Below are 18,411 nucleotides of genomic sequence, written 5' to 3'. Positions count from 1 at the left end.
TATCTGCAGCTTTTTTAATTCGCTGTTTTAACACCTAGCGGTGCGCACAGTGTTGACACTGTTAGATTCGTATAATAACTTATGTCTTATACAAGACCAAAGTCATTATGCAATTTTAACAGGAATTCCCAATGAGTTCATTAAATAACATCCCGCCAGTCGGGTTCGGTTTATGGAAAGTAGCACAAGAAGATTGCGCGCAAACGGTGTATCAAGCCATTAAAGCGGGTTACCGCCATCTTGATTGTGCCGCAGACTACGGTAATGAAGAACAGGTTGGCGATGGCATAGCCCAAGCAATTAACGACGGCCTGTGCACCCGAGAAGAGCTATGGATAACGTCAAAACTTTGGAATACCTTTCATGCGCCCGAGCATGTAGAGCTTGCGATTGATAAAACACTCAGCGATTTAAAGCTCGACTACCTCGACCTATACTTAATTCACTTTCCGATTGCGCAAACCTTTGTACCAATCGAGACACGCTACCCGTCAGAGTGGTTTGTAGACCCAGATGCCCAAAACCCACACATGGAGTTGGCAAAAGTACCACTACATTTAACGTGGCAAGCAATGGAAGAGCAAGTACATAACAACAAAGCAAAACGCATTGGTGTATGTAATTACTCAAGCGCATTACTCCACGATTTAATGACCTACGCCACCGTTAAACCCGCTATGCTGCAAATTGAATCGCACCCTTATTTAACGCAAGAGCGCCTTATAAGGTTGGCAAAACAATACGACATTCCGGTTACTGCATTTTCTCCACTGGGCGCGCTTTCGTACCTAGAGCTTGAAATGGCCGATCAAACAGAGTCTGTGCTTGAGCAAAGCGTAGTGAAAGCTGCGGCGCAAAACCATGGTAAAACACCAGCACAAGTTGTGCTGCGCTGGGGCGTGCAACGCGGAACAGCCATCATCCCTAAAACATCAAAACTTGAACGCATGACAGAAAATCTATCGCTGTTTGATTTTGAACTCAATGAGCAAGAAATGGCCGATATTTCTGCACTTAATATTAACCGCCGCTTTAACGACCCTGGTCACTTTTGTGAAGCAGCGTTTAACCGTTTTCACCCTATTTACGATTAGGAAAATACAATGTCAGCTACCGAACTTAACTACGCCGCAGTGCCTACTCAATTAACCTTTGATGACTCGGTTTTTCCGTGCATTGTGGTTAATAATAATAACGCCAGCACCGTTGAAGAGGCGGTGGCTTTCATTCGAGCAAATAAACCCGAACTAGAAACCAAACTGCGCAGCGCTGGTGCTGTACTGTTTCGTGGCTTTCCGATTAATAGCGCTGAAACCTTTGATACGTTTTCAGCAGGGTTTGATTACGATAACTTTACTTACCAAGAGTCGCTATCTAACGCGGTACGTATTAACTTTACCGAGCGTGTATTTACCGCTAACGAAGCGCCAAAAGATGTAGAAATATACTTACACCACGAAATGGCTCAAACGCCTATTTCGCCAAGTAAATTATTCTTTTTTTGTAAATCGGCAGCAGAGGAAGGCGGCGCAACACCGCTTTGCCGCTCAGATAAATTATTTAGCGCTTTAAAGCAATTTGATAGCCAATTAGCCGATGACTTTGAACAAAAAGGCTTAAAGTACACCACTTACATGCCTGCAGCCGACGATGCAACATCGGGCCAAGGCCGCAGTTGGAAAAGCACGCTCAGCGTACAAAATAAAGAAGAAGCGCACAGTAAACTTACCGAGCTAGGTTATGAGTGGGAGTGGCTAGACGATGGCTCTTTAAAAGCAATTACCCCGGTTTTACCTGCGGTAGTTACCCTTGAAAACGGCGTACAAGTTTTTTACAACCAGCTTATTGCCGCTTACATGGGTTGGAAGGGCGTACGAGAAAACCCATCGGTTGCCATTACTTTTGGCGATGGCAGTGCTATTCCTAAAACGGGACTTGATAAAATTGTTGCGCTTTCAAAAGAGTTTACCTTTGATTTAGCCTGGCAAGATGGCGATGTAGCACTGGTTGATAACGAAATGGCTATGCACGGGCGTCGTCCATTTACTGGTGAGCGAAAGCGCCAAGTACTTGTTGCATTAACCGCAGCTAACGCCTAATGCGGCGAGTAAGTAATGCATTAAAAGCGTATGTATCGCCACTTTGGCAAGGTGCAAGTATTGCAGCAATGACTGGGCTTGCAGCCTTATTTTTAAGTGAACATTACGGCGCACCCGCTATGTTATTTGCTTTATTGCTCGGTATGGCGGTATCGTTTTTGTATCAAAGTGACAGCCCTTGCGCAAAAGGGATCGACTTTACCGGCTCCACTATTTTGCGAGTCGGCATTGTACTTTTGGGTACACGTATTGCTTTAGGCGACTTAATTACACTGGGCTGGCAAACTGCACTTATGCTTGCTGGTGCTATATTCACCACCATTATTTTAGGGGTAATACTTGCGCGCGTATTTGGCTTACAAAAGCGCTTTGGAGCTTTAACTGGTGGGTCTGTGGCTATTTGCGGTGCATCGGCAGCATTGGCTATTTCGTCGATTATGCCCAACAGCGAACACAAAGAGCGCGATACGTTACTTACTGTTATTGGCGTAACAGCTATGTCGACCATTGCAATGATTCTCTATCCAATCATTGTTAATTACCTAGAATTTGATGCCCATAACGCAGGGGTATTTTTAGGTGGTACCATACATGATGTAGCCCAAGTTGTGGGCGCGGGCTATTCCGTATCGCCAGAAACCGGCGACATTGCCACACTCACCAAACTTGTACGTGTAGCTATGTTACTGCCTGTTGTACTTATAATGATGGTTATAATTAATCGCTCCAATCAAAGCAATAAAAGCGACTTACCTAAGGTACCTGGCTTTTTAATTGGTTTTGTTATTTTAATGGTAATTAACAGCTGTTTTTCGCTGCCAAGCGTATTACTCGAAAGCGCTAATGAACTGTCAAAGTTCTTTTTAATTACAGCTATTGCCGCCATTGGCATGAAAACTAACTTGGGAAAGCTTACCGAAGTGGGCATAAAACCCATTATTTTAATTGTGGCTGAAACTGTGTGGATAGCGTTATTAATACTGGGCTTTATATTCTTTAACTAACTGAATAAAAAAGGTTTAAGCCGTAAATTTCAAGATCAATATACACCATGTTAAACACGGCTTTTTAATTTAATTCTTTCTAAGGCTAAAAAATAAAATGACAATAAAGCTTGGTGTATTATCAAACATGCTGTTATCCTGCTCGGCATCGGGTTGATGAAAACCCAGTTTATTTGTAAGTACCTCGTTGATATTAGTAATAATCCTTCGCGTTATCCTCAGTTAAATGCACGTTTTCTTCCTGTTAAATTGCCTATTTAGGGCACACTTTTATTTATTTTTAGGATCTATTATGTCTAATACAACAACTGGTACAGTTAAATTTTTTAATGAAGCAAAAGGTTTTGGTTTTATCGAGCAAGAGTCTGGCCCTGATGTGTTTGCACATTTCAGCGCAATCTCTGGCGACGGTTTTAAAACCCTTGCTGAAGGCCAACGTGTGCAGTTTACTGTTACTCAAGGTCAAAAAGGCCCACAGGCTGAGAACATTGTTAGCATCTAATTGCTAAACAATTAAATGGGTTAGCAATAACCCATTTTGAATACTAGTTTGAAAGAAGTTTTGTTTTATTTGTTAGTACCCCGTTGTTTTAGTAATAATCCTGCGCGTTATCCTCAAGTTAACTATTTTTTCCGGCTCAATCGCCTCTTTTCAGGCACACTTATATTAATTTTTTAGGATACATATTATGTCTACTACAACTACTGGTTCAGTAAAATGGTTTAACGAAGCAAAAGGTTTTGGTTTTATCGAGCAAGAGTCTGGCCCTGATGTGTTTGCACATTTTAGCGCAATCTCTGGCGACGGCTTTAAAACCCTTGCTGAAGGCCAACGTGTACAGTTTACTGTTACTCAAGGTCAAAAAGGCCCACAAGCTGAGAACATTGTTAGCATTTAACATGTTTTAAATAAATGCGTTTTTTAACGCATTTATTACCCCCTTAATTACCTCTTATAAGTATTAGTAAAACCCCTTCAAACATTTATTTCAGTCTTGCTTGAGCATAACTCCTGTATTGCCTACAATAGCGCACAATATATTCTATGCAGATCCCTATTATGACTGATACAAACAAACCTGAATTACCAGATCAACTTTCTATTAATCCGCGCAGCAAATTTTATGTAGAAGAAGTGTTTGAACATGAAATTGGTATTACACTAAATGGCAAAGAACGTTTTGACGTTGAAGAATACAGCATTAGCGAAGGTTGGATTAAAGTAGCAGCACCTAAAGCGTTAGATCGCCGCGGTCAGCCATTGCTTATGAAAGTAAAAGGCAAGGTAGAAGCGTTTTACAAATAAGCTAATCCTTATTTAAAAGTAAGCGACTCCTCTAGGCAGTCGCTTTTTTTGTGTCTATTAAAAAGTATTGAGCTATTTTCATGTTAAACCTGATGAAGTTTCACTATATTTTTAAGCAAAACATGCTTGAATGACGTCATATTGTATAGAACAGCGGAAGCTTATTATGAAAAAAGTAATTATTTTAGATGGTGGCATGGGCCGCGAACTCAAACGCATTGGTGCTCCGTTTACTCAACCTCTTTGGAGTGCACAGGCACTTATAGAAGCGCCACACTTTGTTACTCAAGCACACTCTGGGTTTATAGATGCTGGCGCTGAAGTAATTACTGTAAATAGTTACGCCTGTGTACCGTTTCATTTAGGCGAAGCGCTTTATGATGCACAGGGTGCCGAGCTTGCTAACCAAGCTGCAATCATTGCAAAAAAAACGGCTCAAAGTGCAAATAAAAATATACTGGTAGCAGGTTCGCTTCCTCCGGTATTTGGCTCTTACCGCCCGGAGCTATTTGAACGTAAGCGTGGTTTTACTATTTTAAATACACTTTATGAAGCACAAAACGAGTATGTAGATTTATGGATTGGCGAAACTATTTCTAGCATTGAAGAAGCACAAGTAATGGCAAGCGTACTTAAAAATTCAAACAAACCATGCTATTACGCATTTACCTTAAATGATGAAGTTAGCGAACTAGCAACCCTGCGCTCAGGCGAATTTGTAACTGACGCCGTAACTGAACTGCTTGATCACAATGTTGCAGGTATTTTATTTAATTGCTCGATCCCTGAAGTAATAGAACAAGCCTTAATAGATACTAATAAGGTATTGTCGAAGCTTAATAAGACCGTGGCTTTGGGCGCCTTTGCAAACGGCTTTACGCCTATTGCCCACGACTACCAAGCCAATCAAGGCTCGCAAGCGTATCGTGATATTTCACCTTCAGAATACCTAGGCTTTGCAAAGAAGTGGCACGCTCTGGGTGCAACTGTTATTGGGGGTTGCTGTGGTATAGGCCCAGAGTTTATTGAAGTGCTGGTAAACTGGAAACAGGAACTTGAAAGCGCTTAAGCTTTTAGTGCCCTTTAGGGCTTATTGGCTGCACCAATCGTGTTAAGTTATTAGGCATTTATAGCGACAGATAAATAGCGTGATAACAATGCATAAATATCGACATGTAGTTGTTCTACATGAGAAATTCATAACGCTGTTAGCGCTCTATTTAGCACGCTAGAATGATTAAATATTTGAGTCGATCGGTGTTATTCCCAGCACCCAATCAAGCCCTTGTATTGCAGTAGTAGGAAATGCGGTTGCATGGCTCGCCCCTTCAATAACAACACTTTTTAATTGTATGTTGTTACTGTTAAGTGCATTAATTTTTTGTACCAATAGCTTGGCACCCTCAACCATATTTTGCCCTTCACCAAAAGCTGGGATTTCCTTTGCTCCCACCGATATATAAACCTTTGTAGGCACTTTAGGTTTATTTGCTTGTAGCGCTAAGATTGCGTTGCTATCAAACCAAACAGACGGGCTACCAATAATATAATGGCTAAATAAATCGGGTTCTGTAAATAAAACAGTGGCACCAAATAAGCCGCCTAGCGAGTTACCTATGTAGATTTTTTGTGTGTGACTTGCTCGGTAGTTTTGCTCAATATAAGGGAAAACGGTGTTTTTAATAAACTTAATGTTCCCTTGCGCATTACCTGTTTGTTTTTTCCAATCCTTTGCAAAGGTAGGTGTGTAGTCTCTAATTCGACTGGCAGATCCAATAGACCCTTTTTCATAACCAATGGCGACAATAATTGCTTGCTGCATTTTGCCGCTATTCATAGGAAACCGTGTAGCCCCTGCCACTATAGGAAAGGTATACGGCGCATCGGTTAAATAAATAACTGGATATGTTTTACCTGGCTTATTTTTATATGACTTAGGGAGTTGAATAAAAACAGGGTAAACACGCTTACTAGAAGGTTCTGTTAGCTGAATAACGCTACTTCTAGGAATTTCGTAAGGCGTATTTGCACTTAATTTAAAACAAGTTAATACACCAAGTAATAATAACAACTTTAAAAAGGAATTAGTTTTCATATTGGGAATCGATTCTTTTTAATTTGCTTCGCACAGGGAGATTTTCGAGTTGGATTAAGTCCCAAACTAAACCTAGCTTTTCTAGCTTTTTAAGTACTAGCCAACCAACATCTAATTGACCTTTTTCTAATGCAAAATTAGCTGAACCAGGAAATGCGTGGTGGTTATTATGATAACTTTCCCCCATTGTTAGCAACGCAGCAAAAGGGACATTATAACCTTGAATACACGCTTGGTTTACATGCCAATGCCTTTGACCAATATTATGGGCCAAATAACCTATCAGCCAATGGCCTATGATTGATATGCTTACTCTCACGCATATACCCCAAATAACCCAAGATATACCTCCTAACAACAATAGTAAAAACGCTAAAGGGAGCTGTTGTAACATCCACGTTTTATCCATCCAACTATACACTCGACTTTCTATTACCTTAGTTTCTATATTAAATGTAGGTGAATTATTTAATCTAATATCGTAAAAGAGTTGCCAACAAAAGTCTTTCCACATAGGTTGCTTATGGCCAAAGTAATCATGACACTCAGGTTGGCGCTGCGCCCAGTCACGCATATCATGGGTTTTAATCATACCAATTGGTCCAGCTAAACCCACAACGACCCCCAAGTGTACAAAGAGGTATTCAAGCCAAAGAGGGCATTGATAGCTTTTATGTATAAGCCTGCGATGCATACCCAATGAGTGCCCTAAACATAAAATGATGCTCGTCGTTGCAATAAATACCAGCAGCGCACTGAATGAAAATGTATACCACCCACCTAAAACGGCAGTAAATAGCATGCTACCAACCCATAACACTTTAATTGGAGATAAAACTACATCCCCGACGCTAGCATTACTTTGCTCATTAGTTATAATTCTTTCATTAGTATACATTGCAGCCCTAAGTTGTTTCAGGAATAAATAATTCACTTAAGAGCATATCTGCGGTTTGCCCAATAGCATATTTTTGAAGTGGACCAAAATACCAAGCAGGATCTAAAAATCGATAATAATAAATAGTCAGCATCACTTTTGTATTTTCATTATCTACTTTTATAAACCGGATTTCAGTCCCTTTTAGCTTTAGATAATTACTTATGTAGCTTGTATCTTCTAAAAAGGTGGTACGAATATAGTCATCTTCAACTTGAGTTAACTCAAGTTTCATATGCCCTTTGTGGGTATTTGTTACAAACCAACGATGATAAGTAAAATCAATATTATGTACATCTCCTGCTGATAATGTACCTGCATCTATATTGTTGGGCATAGGGAATAAACTTAACAGCCAATTACGCTCTATATTTAAATGCATTGGCTCAATAAGCTTATTTTTTATTTCTTCTGGGGTGGCGCTGATAACTATATTTTTAGTTATTGAATATTCTCTTTCAAAGCTTGTACTTGGCACTACACCTTCAAATGCGCTTAAAAAAATAACGACAGGTAAGATATGAGCGTAATATGACCCTTTGTTTCTACTCTTTAAATAGCAAGATAGAAGCTGAAATAAGTACATGAGAAATAATATGCCAAAGTAAATTGGCATAAACATGATCACACATACAAAGCCTTCAAACAAAACAACCGACGTGCCAAGCATAACGATTAGCGACCACAAGACTAAGTGTCCGTAATACCTATTTAAGCTTGGTTTTTCAGGTTTTTTAACTATGTATAGTAAAGCAACGGATACAAAAAAAGGGACGCCAACATAGAGCAAAGCGGTTCGGTCAAAGTTATAAGACATTAGTGCACGAATTAGCAGCGAACAAACACCTATCAATAGTAGGATTGAAATATTTCTGCGCCGTTTACTTATATGACTAGGAGCTTTATTTTTCTGTGTTTTGACCATTACATACCCTGCATATTTTAATTTGCTATGAATACGTAATAATTGGTTTTATACCAAATAAACATGATCCATATGCCATTTTTATATTTCCAAAAAGCCTCTACTTAATGTGACTTGCAACCTATAAAAACCTAAATACACAGTTAAAGCAAGAAATTAAAGACAATAAAAAAGACGCAAATGCGCCTTTTTAAAAATATAATATGCTGATAATTATAAGCAATTACTATAAAACCTTACTTAGAACGGTTTCGCCAACCACTCCATGCATCATCTTCTGGGTTAACTTTGTTTTTCTTCTTTTTCTTACCTGTGCCTGCTGGCTTTGCCATTGGCTTTTCGTTTTTAAGTGCTTGTGCTGCATCAAGGTTTGCTTGGTTAACTGCAAAACCCGTTACTTCTTCACGCTCTAAGCGAAGTTTGTTTTTCTTTTCTATTATTTTAAAGTGATGAAAGTCTTCATAATCAATTAACGATAACGCTAAGCCAACTTCGCCAGCACGGCCGCTTCGGCCAATACGGTGCATGTAATCGGCGGGGCTACGCGGTAAGTTAAAGTTAATAACAACAGGCAGTTTGGCAATATCTAAACCACGGGCTGCTATATCGGTAGCTATAAGTACTTCGATTTCGCCCGCTTTAAATTTTTCAATTACGCGAGTACGCTCACTTTGGCCTTTATCACCATGAAATACCTGTGCGTTAATACCACGCTTTTCAAGCTTACCTGCTAAGTGCTCACAGTCTTTTTTAGCGTTTACAAAAATAAGCGCTTGGCGCCATTTATGCTCTTTAATTAAATGCGCTAAAACCGTAGTTTTTTCGCCTTTATTAATCGTAAATACGCGCTGTACTAAGGTGCTTTCGTCTTTACTTTGAACTTGTATTTCAACAGGGTTAGTTAACAGCTCTTGCGTTAATAGAGTGACTTGCTCTGGGAAGGTTGCTGAAAACAACATTGTTTGTTTTTTAGCAGGCATTAACGCTAATAACTCAGCAAGTTCTTCGGTAAAGCCAAGGCTTAGCATGCGGTCGGCTTCATCAAGCACTAAGGTCGTTACTTTATCGAGCTTAATCGCATTGCTTGAGATTAAATCGAGTAAACGGCCAGGTGTTGCCACGATAATATCGGCGCCGCCACGTAGAGCCTGCATTTGTGTATTAACCGATACACCACCAAATACCGCCACCGTTTTAATGGCGCCATTAAAGTTAGCAGAATACGATTTAACGCTATCGGCCACCTGCGTTGCAAGCTCACGGGTAGGTACCAAAATAAGCCCAGTGACAAAGTTACCTTTGCTCGCTGCTTTTTTAGCGCCTTGCTCTAAAAATAGGGTTTGCAGCATTGGTAATGCAAATGTCGCTGTTTTACCTGAGCCAGTATTTGCCCCCGCAATTAAGTCACTTCCCGCAAGCACACTAGGTATAGCCTTAGCTTGAATTGGCGTAGGTTGGGTATATTCCAAATCGGTTAAACGAGCTTGTAGCTCTGGAATAAGGCCAAGATCGTTAAAGGTGCTAGGGCTTGTTGCTGAGGTCATGAATATTACGGGCTTATTGCTAAAAAAGTAGCCTGTAATTTTAGCGTATTTAGCGCTTATTAAGTAGGGATTAGTGATTTAAATGTTCTCATAGGTAACAGCTACGTGTTGTAAGGGTAACTGTAAGCGCAGGCTCTCCCTGCGCTTTATCCTTTTACATTATTGCGTTTTACTTAGCTGCGTTAGTAATCTAGCTTTTGTTTCTTTTAAGTAATGTATATATGGATATGAGTCGTCTGCTATCGTTAAAGCAAATTCCATCTGTTCAAGCGCTTGGCGAGTATCGCCTTGCATTTCATAGCCATAAGATAAGGCTGAAAACGCATCGACTGACTTTGGGTGGTTTTTTATATTGTACTTAAACACTTCAATAGCACGGATAAATTGCTTGCTGCCCGTTAAGTTATAACCGAGTGATCTAACAGCGCGATCCGATGGCGCAATCTGCTCGCCCCATTGTTGAGATAAGCTTTGATAATAAGTATCAATAGAGGTTACATCGTCAGTTAAAGCACTTATGGGCATTTGTTTAGGCAAAAATAAGTTGTGATAGGCATTAAATGAACCAGCAACCGAAGTCAGGTTATGCGAGATACCATCAAACGCATCACTAAAGAAGCGTAAATTTGGCAAGCTATTAGATTGCAAAGCTTGCTGAAGTTCATTGTATCGCTCACGCATTATGCCTGCTTCTTCGCCTATATTAATGTAAACATAGTTATTTAGGTCTTTTGATGTATTAATAAACGCCTTAGTTGCTTTTACCGATGCACCATAGTTCCACCAAACCGCTGGGCTATAGGCAATATGCGCTTGGAAAAGATCTGGGTTAGCTTGCATTGTATAAAGTGCAAACACGCCTGCCGCAGAGGCCCCTGCAATCACATTATAATTGTGCGTACGATAACTTTTATTAATTAAGGGCATAAGTTCTTGCTCAATGAATGCTAAAAACTTTGCTGCACCACCGCCTTCACCTACCGGGCCTTGTGGCTCTTTATTAACTGTGGGGTATAAATCCCTTAAGCGATTGGTGTTTTCAATAGCGACAATAATAACCTCGGGCGCACGATTATCATTTTGCAAGCGCTCCATCACAGCACTTATAAGCGGTATGTTACCCGCGCCATCAAGGCGATAAATGACCGGATAAACTTTGTTTGGGTTAGCTTGGTAGTTCTTTGGTAGCTGGACTACAACAGTACGCTCTTCGTTTAAAACAGCCGATTTAATAGAGTGCATGAACTGAGAGTAATCTACACTTTGCTGTTTAGTGCCAGATTGTGCAAAGGCATTTTGTGAACTAAAAGCAAAAAAGCTAACAAAACAAATAACGGCTAATAAACGCATTACTAATCCTTTATAAAATAGTGTGTTATTTAATCTAACAGGCTTTGAGGTACAAAAAAAGGCGCATTGAGCGCCTTTTTAGTTTTAACTAACAAACAATAACTTATTGATTTTACTCAACCGTAACCGATTTAGCTAAGTTACGTGGCTGGTCAACGTCAGTACCTTTAATTACCGCTACGTAGTACGACAATAACTGTAATGGCAGTGTGTAAACAATTGGCGCAATAATGTCGTCAGTGTGGTTTACGTTGATTACACGCATTGTGTCGTCTGACTCAAAGTGTGAATCTTTATCTGCGAATACGTAAATAATGCCGCCACGTGCGCGTACTTCTTCTACGTTTGATTTAAGCTTTTCTAATAGCTCATTGTTTGGTGCTACAACAATAATTGGCATGTCAGCATCAATAAGTGCAAGTGGCCCATGTTTTAGCTCGCCCGCTGCGTAGGCTTCTGCGTGAATGTACGAAATCTCTTTAAGTTTAAGCGCACCTTCCATTGCAATTGGGTATTGCGAGCCACGACCTAAAAACAGTGAGTGATGTTTGTCGGCAAATTCTTCTGCAAGATCTGCAATGCCATCAGCAAGCAGTAATGTTTCTTCAAGCTTAGCAGGAAGTACTTTTATAGCATTTACAATGGCACTTTGATCAAGCTGTTTTTCTTGAGCTATAGACGCAGTAAGCATTAACAAACCAACTAATTGTGTTGTAAATGCTTTAGTAGAAGCTACACCAATTTCAGCGCCGGCTTTAGTCATAAAGGCAAGGTCAGATTCGCGAACAAGCGATGAACCCGGTACGTTACAAATGGTCATTGATGCCATGTAACCTTGCTCTTTAGCTAAGCGTAATGCCGCTAGCGTATCGGCTGTTTCACCCGATTGTGAAATAGTCACAAGTAGGCTGTTTTCGTGTACATACGATTGGCGGTATCTAAACTCAGAGGCAATCTCAACATTACAGCTAACGCCAGCAAATTGCTCAAGCCAGTAACGGGCAACCATACCTGAATGGTATGACGTACCACAGGCAATAATTTGTACGTGTTTTACATCTTTAAATATTTGCTGAGCGCTGTCGCCAAAGGCGTCAATTGCTACGCGGTCGTCGTTTAAACGCCCTTCAAGGGTATTGCGTACCGCAAGTGGTTGCTCGTAAATTTCTTTTAGCATGTAGTGGCGGTAGTCGCCTTTGCCTGACGCATCTTGCGTGATATTTGATTCAATAACTTCACGCTCTACAGCGTCGCCATTTTCATCAAAAATTTCAACAGTGTCACGTGTAATGCGGGCTACGTCGCCTTCTTCTAAAAATATGAAACTACGAGTAACAGGTAGTAGTGCTAACTGATCAGAGGCAATAAAGTTTTCGCCAAGGCCTAAACCAATAACAAGCGGGCTACCTGAGCGCGCTACGATGATTTCGTTGTCGTTTGCTTTATCAAATACAACAGTACCAAACGCACCTTCAAATTGCTTAACCGCTGCTTGAACAGATGCAAGTAACGTAGTGTGTTGCTTACGAAGCTTATGAATTAAGTGCACCATTACTTCGGTATCTGTTTCAGATAGGAACTCGTAGCCTTCTTCTTTAAGCGATGCGCGTAGGCTTGCGTGGTTTTCAATGATACCGTTATGCACGAGTGCTAGCTGGTTGTTTGATACGTGCGGGTGAGCGTTTTCTTCAGTAACGCTACCGTGTGTTGCCCAGCGAGTGTGTGCAATACCTGTATGGCCGCTAACGCCTGCTTTCTCAAGTGCAGCTTCTACGTTAACTACTTTACCGACTGCTTTTACAGTATTAAGTGTGTTGCCATCAAGCAATGCTACGCCTGCTGAGTCGTAACCACGGTATTCAAGACGCTTTAGGCCTTCAACTAAAATTTTGTTTACTGGACGTTCTGCAACTGCCCCAACTATTCCACACATAGTGTCTCCATTAATTTTTTAATTCTAGTAACTCACTTTGTAGTTACTAATCAATAATATCTGCACAAATTAGTTTTACACCACACGCCTCAATCGCTTTGCGTTTATCATCTGCTAAGCCACTATCGGTTATTAAAGTGGTTACTATTTTCCACGGTAATTCTAAATTTGGTATTTTTCGGCCAATCTTATCTGATTCAACCATAACGATTACTTCGCGGGCGGCCTTTGCCATAACTTGGCTTAAGCCAACTAACTCATTAAAGGTAGTCGTGCCGCGCTTTACATCTATGCCATCTGCACCAATAAATAGCTGATCAAAGTCATAAGAGCATAATACGTTTTCGGCAACTTGCCCCTGAAACGACTCAGAATGTGGATCCCATGTACCACCGGTCATTAAAAGTGTTGGCTCGTTTTCAAGTGATAGTAAACGGCTCGCCACTTTAATCGCGTTGGTCATTACAACTAACCCTCGCTTATTTGCAAGCTCTGGGATCATAGCGGCCGTAGTGCGCCCGCTATCAATAATAATGCGGTTATGATCTTTTATGAGTGCTGCCGCAGCCTTAGCTATTGCTACTTTGCGTTTAGAGTCTATTTCGTCGGTAACGATTTCTTTAGGCAGTGCAATAGCTCCACCATAACGGCGCAGTAACAAGCCGCTTTTTTCAAGCGCAGTTAAATCCTTTCGAATGGTTACTTCAGATGTTTGAAACTGCTCAGCGAGCTTTTCAACAGCCACTTCACCTAGCTCATTTACCTGAGTAAGTATTAAATGACGGCGTTGCTGTGTGTTTCGTTTAGTCATAAAGCTCGTAAATTAAGTTTCGTTTCGAAAGATATGTAATTCTAAACGAAACTAGTTAAATGGCAAGTGAACGAGCAAAAAAAGCGCAATGTGCGCTTTTAAATTTAACAGTATGTAGAAGTGGTGAAACATTCTAGCTTGCTCAATGAGCTAGAAACTAGATTACTGAGCACGCTATTATTTTTTAGTTCAAATATGGGTATGTTAAAAACTCACTACCTAAAATATATAAACTCCAAGCATCACGCTCATCTTTTTCAACTAGTACATCGTGGTAATTATTAGAGATTTGTGGACTCTCCCAAATAACTTGATTTGATAACTTATCCACTAGGCTAATTGTTTTTTCTATAGAGTACTGCGCCAGATAGTTACGGCCATAAACGCCACCTATAGCTTCATCAAGAATTTTCTCTTTGTGGTAAATTGTAAAGCCCTTAGTTTGTTGCCCATCCAAAATTTCTAGTGCTTTCGTTTTCGTATCTAATACTATTAAACCACCTTCTTCATCGAAACTACTAAAAGTACGATAATCAATTATTAGCTCTAGTTGAGGATCTGAATCTAGCTGAATAGCGTGTACATGCGCTACATGGCTTGTTGATTCTTGTAAGAAATCTAAAGGAACAGGCCAATTACTACTGTCAATTGAAATGGGCGATAAGCTTGGATTTTCGTAAAAAGCTATACCTAAACCGTAATAGCCTATTATTACTTTCGACAACTCTTCCGACGGCAAGTAAGGAAAGTAAGCTCTAGATACGACTTCACCAGTTTGTTTAGCGATTGTGTAATATCTAATATCACTTTTAAGACTCAAGTATGTTTCGGACTCTGTAAAAGCAAAATCATACGAATTAGAAAAAGTCACTTCTGAAACGCTAGTTTGCCAAATTACACTGGTTGAACCTATATTGCGTTTAACAATAAATGTCTCGTTGTTAATTTGAGTTAATGAATACTCAATTTGATTTTCATTATCTTGCGTTAACAGCATCTCTCCAGTGAAAGTAACAGATGCATTATTATGCGTTATTTCAGCTAATCGGCCAAAATTTGAAATGCTAACCGTATCATCAACAGTACCAACTATATGAAGATTAGGAAGTTGACCTTGAGGCACTGATGAATACTCAAGCTGCCATCGCCCATTCTCATAGCTAAAGCTTTGCATCGTATATTCTTCGTATAAATAACTTCCTTCTAAACTATCTGTTTTGCTTACTAATAAAGACTGTATTCCATCATTATCAAAATCAACGGCTCCTATTACTCTGCCAAAGGGGTTTTCAGCAATAGATACAGAGAACAGTTCCCACTGCTGATCAAAGTAGTAAAGCTCTTTTGAATTTGAAAAGTAAACATGACTATATGGACTATCTACCTCAAGGCCGATTGAAATTCCATCATGGAAATTAGTATCAAACTTTTCAATACTAACCTGCAGTTCACCATCTTCCCACCATATTAGTTCACTATAGTGATCGGAAGCTTTATACCTAGTTACACGACAATCATCACCACTAGTAAACGCCTTAAATTCATATTCAGAGAAAGGCTCTATAAGGTATTTGTTCTGTTTGACATCAAATATACTTCCCCTATCAATTAACTCTTTAAAGCCGTCATTATTCAAATCACAAACTTGAATCAAGCTATTTGAATAATTAAGTGAAAGGTCCGGCGCTACAATAAGCTTAGTGATAGAAAAATCATTCCCATTAATAAGATAACTATCATACGAATGACCTGCCGAAAGAAGAATATCCTCAATGCCATCTCCATTGTAATCAAATACCAAAGAATTATAATTGTCAGCCGAAACATCATCTATGAGCAAACTACTCGAGTCCTCATTACTTAAAAATATTTGATGTTTAGCTGCCCCTTGGTTGTACATAATACTGAGCCAATTTAGTTGCGTCCCTGACTGATTAAGAAATGCACCTACATGATCAACATTAAAAGCTAAGGGGGGCACCCATTTATTGTATTCTAGCAACCCTGTCTCACTGAGACTTAAGACATAATCATCATTACTACGTAATACACCCCTTTTATTGTTTAAAAGCTGAATTGAAGCTACACCGGATGTTGAGTTATCCACATACCCAACTGAGCGAATATCTATACCACCACGTGATTGAAGGTTGATTTGATGCTTAATTCTTGTTTGCGTATCAGAGTTTGAAATATCAACAGCAAAACTTACTTTTAAATTACTACCAAAGTCAGGCGCGTTGCTTAACCAGTCAACCTCTCCTTGCTCTGAAATCGAGATATTACTAGGTCCATAAGCAATTTTGTACTCAAAAGGACCATCGAACTCATCATTAGATAAGTTAATAATAGCTGTATAGTGTTCACCTAATTCAATTTCATCATATGCAGTAATATCAGAAATAACTGCTGGGAGTTTTTCTAATTTGAACTCATGCTCTGTAGTATTTTCTGCACCACTTGGGTCTACAACTGTTAACGAAATACGATAAAGACCTGGTAGATCTCCAAGAAATTCTATTTTACTCCCTGTGCTCATCTGCCAACTAGCATTTTCAGGAAAAGCTGTTAATTTCCACTCATAACCTAATGGTTCTAAATCAGGGTCTTTGGACTGCGATGCATCAAGTGTAATTATAGAGTTTCGTTTAATTGAGTCAGGGGCTAAAATACTTGCCTTAGGAGCAGAATTAACTGTGTTTTTATAAACATCGTCTAGCTCTGCTAAATAAAACTGAAGTGGTAAAAATTGATTCGATAGATGTATAGTTGAAATACCATTCGCTTTGAGACCTACACTAGCAGTATTTTGCGATATTAGGCTGTATTTTGCTCCTATGATTGAAGGCAGAGATATATCATTCGTTGGATAAAACTCATTAGTTTTTATCGTAAGTTTACCTAAATCACTAAAATAAATATCACCGTTAAAACCAATACCATACCCAACGTGAGTCGCATCTAAAATTGCATCAAGCCTTACATCCGAAAACAAAATATCATGTGAACTTTCATCTACATTTTTAAATTGAATATTTACAATAGCGCTACTGTCACTATTTATATCATCGCTACTAGCAATAGCAAAACCTTCTGTTGAATAGGTAACCCCAAGTACTTCGTTACTAATTGTCAGATTCGGTACTATTCCATACTCAAAAACAAATTCAGCATTAGCTCTTTTAATATAAATATCAGATTGCCCATTGAAAACCCATCCAGCGGCAGAACAATTGTTATAGGTAATTATATAATGCTGATTAGCCTGTTCCTCTTTTATGTTAGAAGAGCCTGTAACACAGTCGGAATTATTAGTTTGATTATTTAAAGTTGGATCGTGAAGAAATAAATTTTGGTAATCCGCACCAAACACTATTGAATTTAGACTATCAAGTAAATATGAAAACCGAGTAGTTAAATCAGTTACATTATTGGGTGTTATTTCGAATAAAGATAATTTTCCATTATAAACAGGCTTAACGAATTCAGTTTTTCCTGAAGAGCCTGAATCATTATTAACCGTTTGACCTTTATCATCACCGCCTCCCCCGCAACCAGTTAAAAGAACTATTAAACAAAATACTTGGGCTAATTTATTTTTTTGCATCACTCTCTCCTTGTAACGTGAATTTTACATTAATAAACTTGTATAAAGTAGTAATATAATCTAGTTATGATCAAGGACTTCATTAGCAACAAAGTTACAACACCATCTTAGTAAAGGTATATAAGCATGCGATAATGCCTATAACATTTGGACAAACAATGAAGTACAGAGTAAATGCAGTCATTTAACAGCTTAGATAAAACGCTATTAGCGCTACGAAAGCAAACTGGCGAAATATGCCGACTCTTTAATAAAAGCCCAAGTAAAGGTAATTTAAAACGCATTAAAGAGCTGTTAGCTCAATGCGGTGAAGGGGTAATTATAGAATCGGGTTTTCATTGCGATTATGGTAATCAAATAACTATTGGTGATCGTAGCTTCATAAACATTAACTGTACGGTATTAGATGCTCCAATTAGTGAGGGGGCGATAACAATTGGTGATGACTGCTTAATAGGCCCCAATGTTCAATTACTAGCGGTATCCCATGCGGTTAACCCTACACAGCGACTCAATAAAGAAAACTTTGCTGCTCCTATTTCAATAGGTAATAACGTGTGGATTGGCGCGGGAGTTATCGTGTTAGCTGGCGTTACCATTGGCGATAACAGTGTTATTGGTGCGGGATCGGTAGTAACTAAAAATGTAGAGGCGGATACTGTTGTTGCAGGTAACCCTGCTCGTGAAATAAGAACACTATAATTATAATCGATGTTTTTTGATGTCAGGTGTCACTTTGCTCGCCCGATCTGAGTGTTGAAGGTTTGGTGTTTTAAACCCCAGAAAGCAAAAAACCCGTC

16 protein-coding genes are annotated in these 18,411 nt (G+C 39.4%); 8 read left to right on the top strand and 8 right to left on the bottom strand.

The genetic code is table 11. The annotated features are described in order from the left end of the window. The first annotated feature begins 131 nt into the window (after positions 1–131). From AC27JL_RS17545 to AC27JL_RS17515, 7 genes are all read left to right on the top strand, one after another. Positions 132–1,094: an aldo/keto reductase gene (locus AC27JL_RS17545; RefSeq protein ID WP_487196210.1), complete on the top strand. Its 963-nt coding sequence runs from the start codon at positions 132–134 to the stop codon at positions 1,092–1,094. 9 nt (positions 1,095–1,103) lie between these two features. Beyond that, complete coding sequence (locus AC27JL_RS17540; protein ID WP_487196209.1) at positions 1,104–2,099, top strand: TauD/TfdA family dioxygenase; 996 nt, start codon at positions 1,104–1,106, stop codon at positions 2,097–2,099. After that, entirely contained in the window at positions 2,099–3,103 is a 1,005-nt protein-coding gene (locus AC27JL_RS17535; protein ID WP_039038157.1) for a YeiH family protein, read from the top strand. Before AC27JL_RS17540 ends, AC27JL_RS17535 begins: the two co-directional genes overlap by 1 nt. A 292-nt stretch (positions 3,104–3,395) precedes the next feature. Further along, positions 3,396–3,605 carry a cold-shock protein gene (locus AC27JL_RS17530; RefSeq protein WP_006792548.1) on the top strand — a complete coding sequence of 70 codons (210 nt, stop codon included), beginning with the start codon at positions 3,396–3,398 and terminating at the stop codon, positions 3,603–3,605. A gap of 187 nt (positions 3,606–3,792) precedes the next feature. Beyond that, entirely contained in the window at positions 3,793–4,002 is a 210-nt protein-coding gene (locus tag AC27JL_RS17525; RefSeq protein ID WP_006792549.1) for a cold-shock protein, read from the top strand. Between the two features lie 161 nt (positions 4,003–4,163). Continuing rightward, positions 4,164–4,409, top strand: a complete 246-nt coding sequence (locus AC27JL_RS17520) for a DUF3297 family protein (protein WP_006792550.1) — start codon at positions 4,164–4,166, stop codon at positions 4,407–4,409. Between the two features lie 166 nt (positions 4,410–4,575). Beyond that, a complete protein-coding gene (locus tag AC27JL_RS17515) occupies positions 4,576–5,478 on the top strand; it encodes a homocysteine S-methyltransferase family protein (RefSeq protein WP_277053826.1) in 903 nt (300 codons plus the stop codon). Between the two features lie 168 nt (positions 5,479–5,646). Here the strand turns inward: AC27JL_RS17515 and AC27JL_RS17510 are convergent, their stop codons facing one another. The 8 genes from AC27JL_RS17510 to AC27JL_RS17475 form a co-directional block, all read right to left on the bottom strand. Next, positions 5,647–6,504, bottom strand: a complete 858-nt coding sequence (locus AC27JL_RS17510) for an alpha/beta hydrolase (RefSeq protein WP_487196208.1) — start codon at positions 6,502–6,504, stop codon at positions 5,647–5,649. Beyond that, on the bottom strand, positions 6,494–7,402 hold the full coding sequence (locus AC27JL_RS17505; RefSeq protein ID WP_487196207.1) for an acyl-CoA desaturase: 909 nt from the start codon (positions 7,400–7,402) through the stop codon (positions 6,494–6,496). The genes AC27JL_RS17510 and AC27JL_RS17505 overlap by 11 nt, the downstream gene beginning before the upstream one ends. A 7-nt stretch (positions 7,403–7,409) precedes the next feature. Beyond that, positions 7,410–8,258 (bottom strand): hypothetical protein, encoded by an 849-nt coding sequence (locus AC27JL_RS17500; protein WP_305400030.1) that lies wholly within the window; start codon positions 8,256–8,258, stop codon positions 7,410–7,412. Between the two features lie 344 nt (positions 8,259–8,602). Continuing rightward, a complete protein-coding gene (locus AC27JL_RS17495; RefSeq protein WP_487196206.1) occupies positions 8,603–9,910 on the bottom strand; it encodes a DEAD/DEAH box helicase in 1,308 nt (435 codons plus the stop codon). A gap of 159 nt (positions 9,911–10,069) precedes the next feature. Next, on the bottom strand, positions 10,070–11,260 hold the full coding sequence (locus tag AC27JL_RS17490; protein WP_487196205.1) for an alpha/beta hydrolase-fold protein: 1,191 nt from the start codon (positions 11,258–11,260) through the stop codon (positions 10,070–10,072). Between the two features lie 112 nt (positions 11,261–11,372). Beyond that, positions 11,373–13,193: a glutamine--fructose-6-phosphate transaminase (isomerizing) gene (gene glmS / locus AC27JL_RS17485; protein ID WP_243532143.1), complete on the bottom strand. Its 1,821-nt coding sequence runs from the start codon at positions 13,191–13,193 to the stop codon at positions 11,373–11,375. Positions 13,194–13,239: 46 nt separating this feature from the next. Continuing rightward, positions 13,240–14,004 (bottom strand): DeoR/GlpR family DNA-binding transcription regulator, encoded by a 765-nt coding sequence (locus AC27JL_RS17480; protein WP_243532145.1) that lies wholly within the window; start codon positions 14,002–14,004, stop codon positions 13,240–13,242. Between the two features lie 184 nt (positions 14,005–14,188). Then, positions 14,189–17,611: an FG-GAP-like repeat-containing protein gene (locus tag AC27JL_RS17475; RefSeq protein ID WP_487196204.1), complete on the bottom strand. Its 3,423-nt coding sequence runs from the start codon at positions 17,609–17,611 to the stop codon at positions 14,189–14,191. A gap of 174 nt (positions 17,612–17,785) precedes the next feature. Between AC27JL_RS17475 and AC27JL_RS17470 the strand changes: the two genes are divergently transcribed. Next, on the top strand, positions 17,786–18,313 hold the full coding sequence (locus tag AC27JL_RS17470; RefSeq protein ID WP_487196203.1) for a sugar O-acetyltransferase: 528 nt from the start codon (positions 17,786–17,788) through the stop codon (positions 18,311–18,313). Positions 18,314–18,411: the final 98 nt, after the last annotated feature.

Source organism: Pseudoalteromonas sp. 4NS20-0020 (assembly GCF_057554385.1).
This window is presented reverse-complemented; position numbering and strand designations above follow the sequence as displayed.

Bases quoted from the DNA above. Each gene is read 5' to 3' on its own strand.
- AC27JL_RS17510 (WP_487196208.1), bottom strand. From the start codon at position 6,504: ATGAAAACTAATTCCTTTTTAAAGTTGTTATTATTACTTGGTGTATTA.
- AC27JL_RS17525 (WP_006792549.1), top strand. From the start codon at position 3,793: ATGTCTACTACAACTACTGGTTCAGTAAAATGGTTTAACGAAGCAAAA.
- glmS (WP_243532143.1), bottom strand. From the start codon at position 13,193: ATGTGTGGAATAGTTGGGGCAGTTGCAGAACGTCCAGTAAACAAAATT.
- AC27JL_RS17540 (WP_487196209.1), top strand. From the start codon at position 1,104: ATGTCAGCTACCGAACTTAACTACGCCGCAGTGCCTACTCAATTAACC.
- AC27JL_RS17490 (WP_487196205.1), bottom strand. From the start codon at position 11,260: ATGCGTTTATTAGCCGTTATTTGTTTTGTTAGCTTTTTTGCTTTTAGT.
- AC27JL_RS17535 (WP_039038157.1), top strand. From the start codon at position 2,099: ATGCGGCGAGTAAGTAATGCATTAAAAGCGTATGTATCGCCACTTTGG.
- AC27JL_RS17515 (WP_277053826.1), top strand. From the start codon at position 4,576: ATGAAAAAAGTAATTATTTTAGATGGTGGCATGGGCCGCGAACTCAAA.
- AC27JL_RS17505 (WP_487196207.1), bottom strand. From the start codon at position 7,402: ATGTATACTAATGAAAGAATTATAACTAATGAGCAAAGTAATGCTAGC.
- AC27JL_RS17475 (WP_487196204.1), bottom strand. From the start codon at position 17,611: ATGCAAAAAAATAAATTAGCCCAAGTATTTTGTTTAATAGTTCTTTTA.
- AC27JL_RS17480 (WP_243532145.1), bottom strand. From the start codon at position 14,004: ATGACTAAACGAAACACACAGCAACGCCGTCATTTAATACTTACTCAG.
- AC27JL_RS17470 (WP_487196203.1), top strand. From the start codon at position 17,786: ATGCAGTCATTTAACAGCTTAGATAAAACGCTATTAGCGCTACGAAAG.
- AC27JL_RS17495 (WP_487196206.1), bottom strand. From the start codon at position 9,910: ATGACCTCAGCAACAAGCCCTAGCACCTTTAACGATCTTGGCCTTATT.
- AC27JL_RS17500 (WP_305400030.1), bottom strand. From the start codon at position 8,258: ATGTCTTATAACTTTGACCGAACCGCTTTGCTCTATGTTGGCGTCCCT.
- AC27JL_RS17520 (WP_006792550.1), top strand. From the start codon at position 4,164: ATGACTGATACAAACAAACCTGAATTACCAGATCAACTTTCTATTAAT.
- AC27JL_RS17530 (WP_006792548.1), top strand. From the start codon at position 3,396: ATGTCTAATACAACAACTGGTACAGTTAAATTTTTTAATGAAGCAAAA.
- AC27JL_RS17545 (WP_487196210.1), top strand. From the start codon at position 132: ATGAGTTCATTAAATAACATCCCGCCAGTCGGGTTCGGTTTATGGAAA.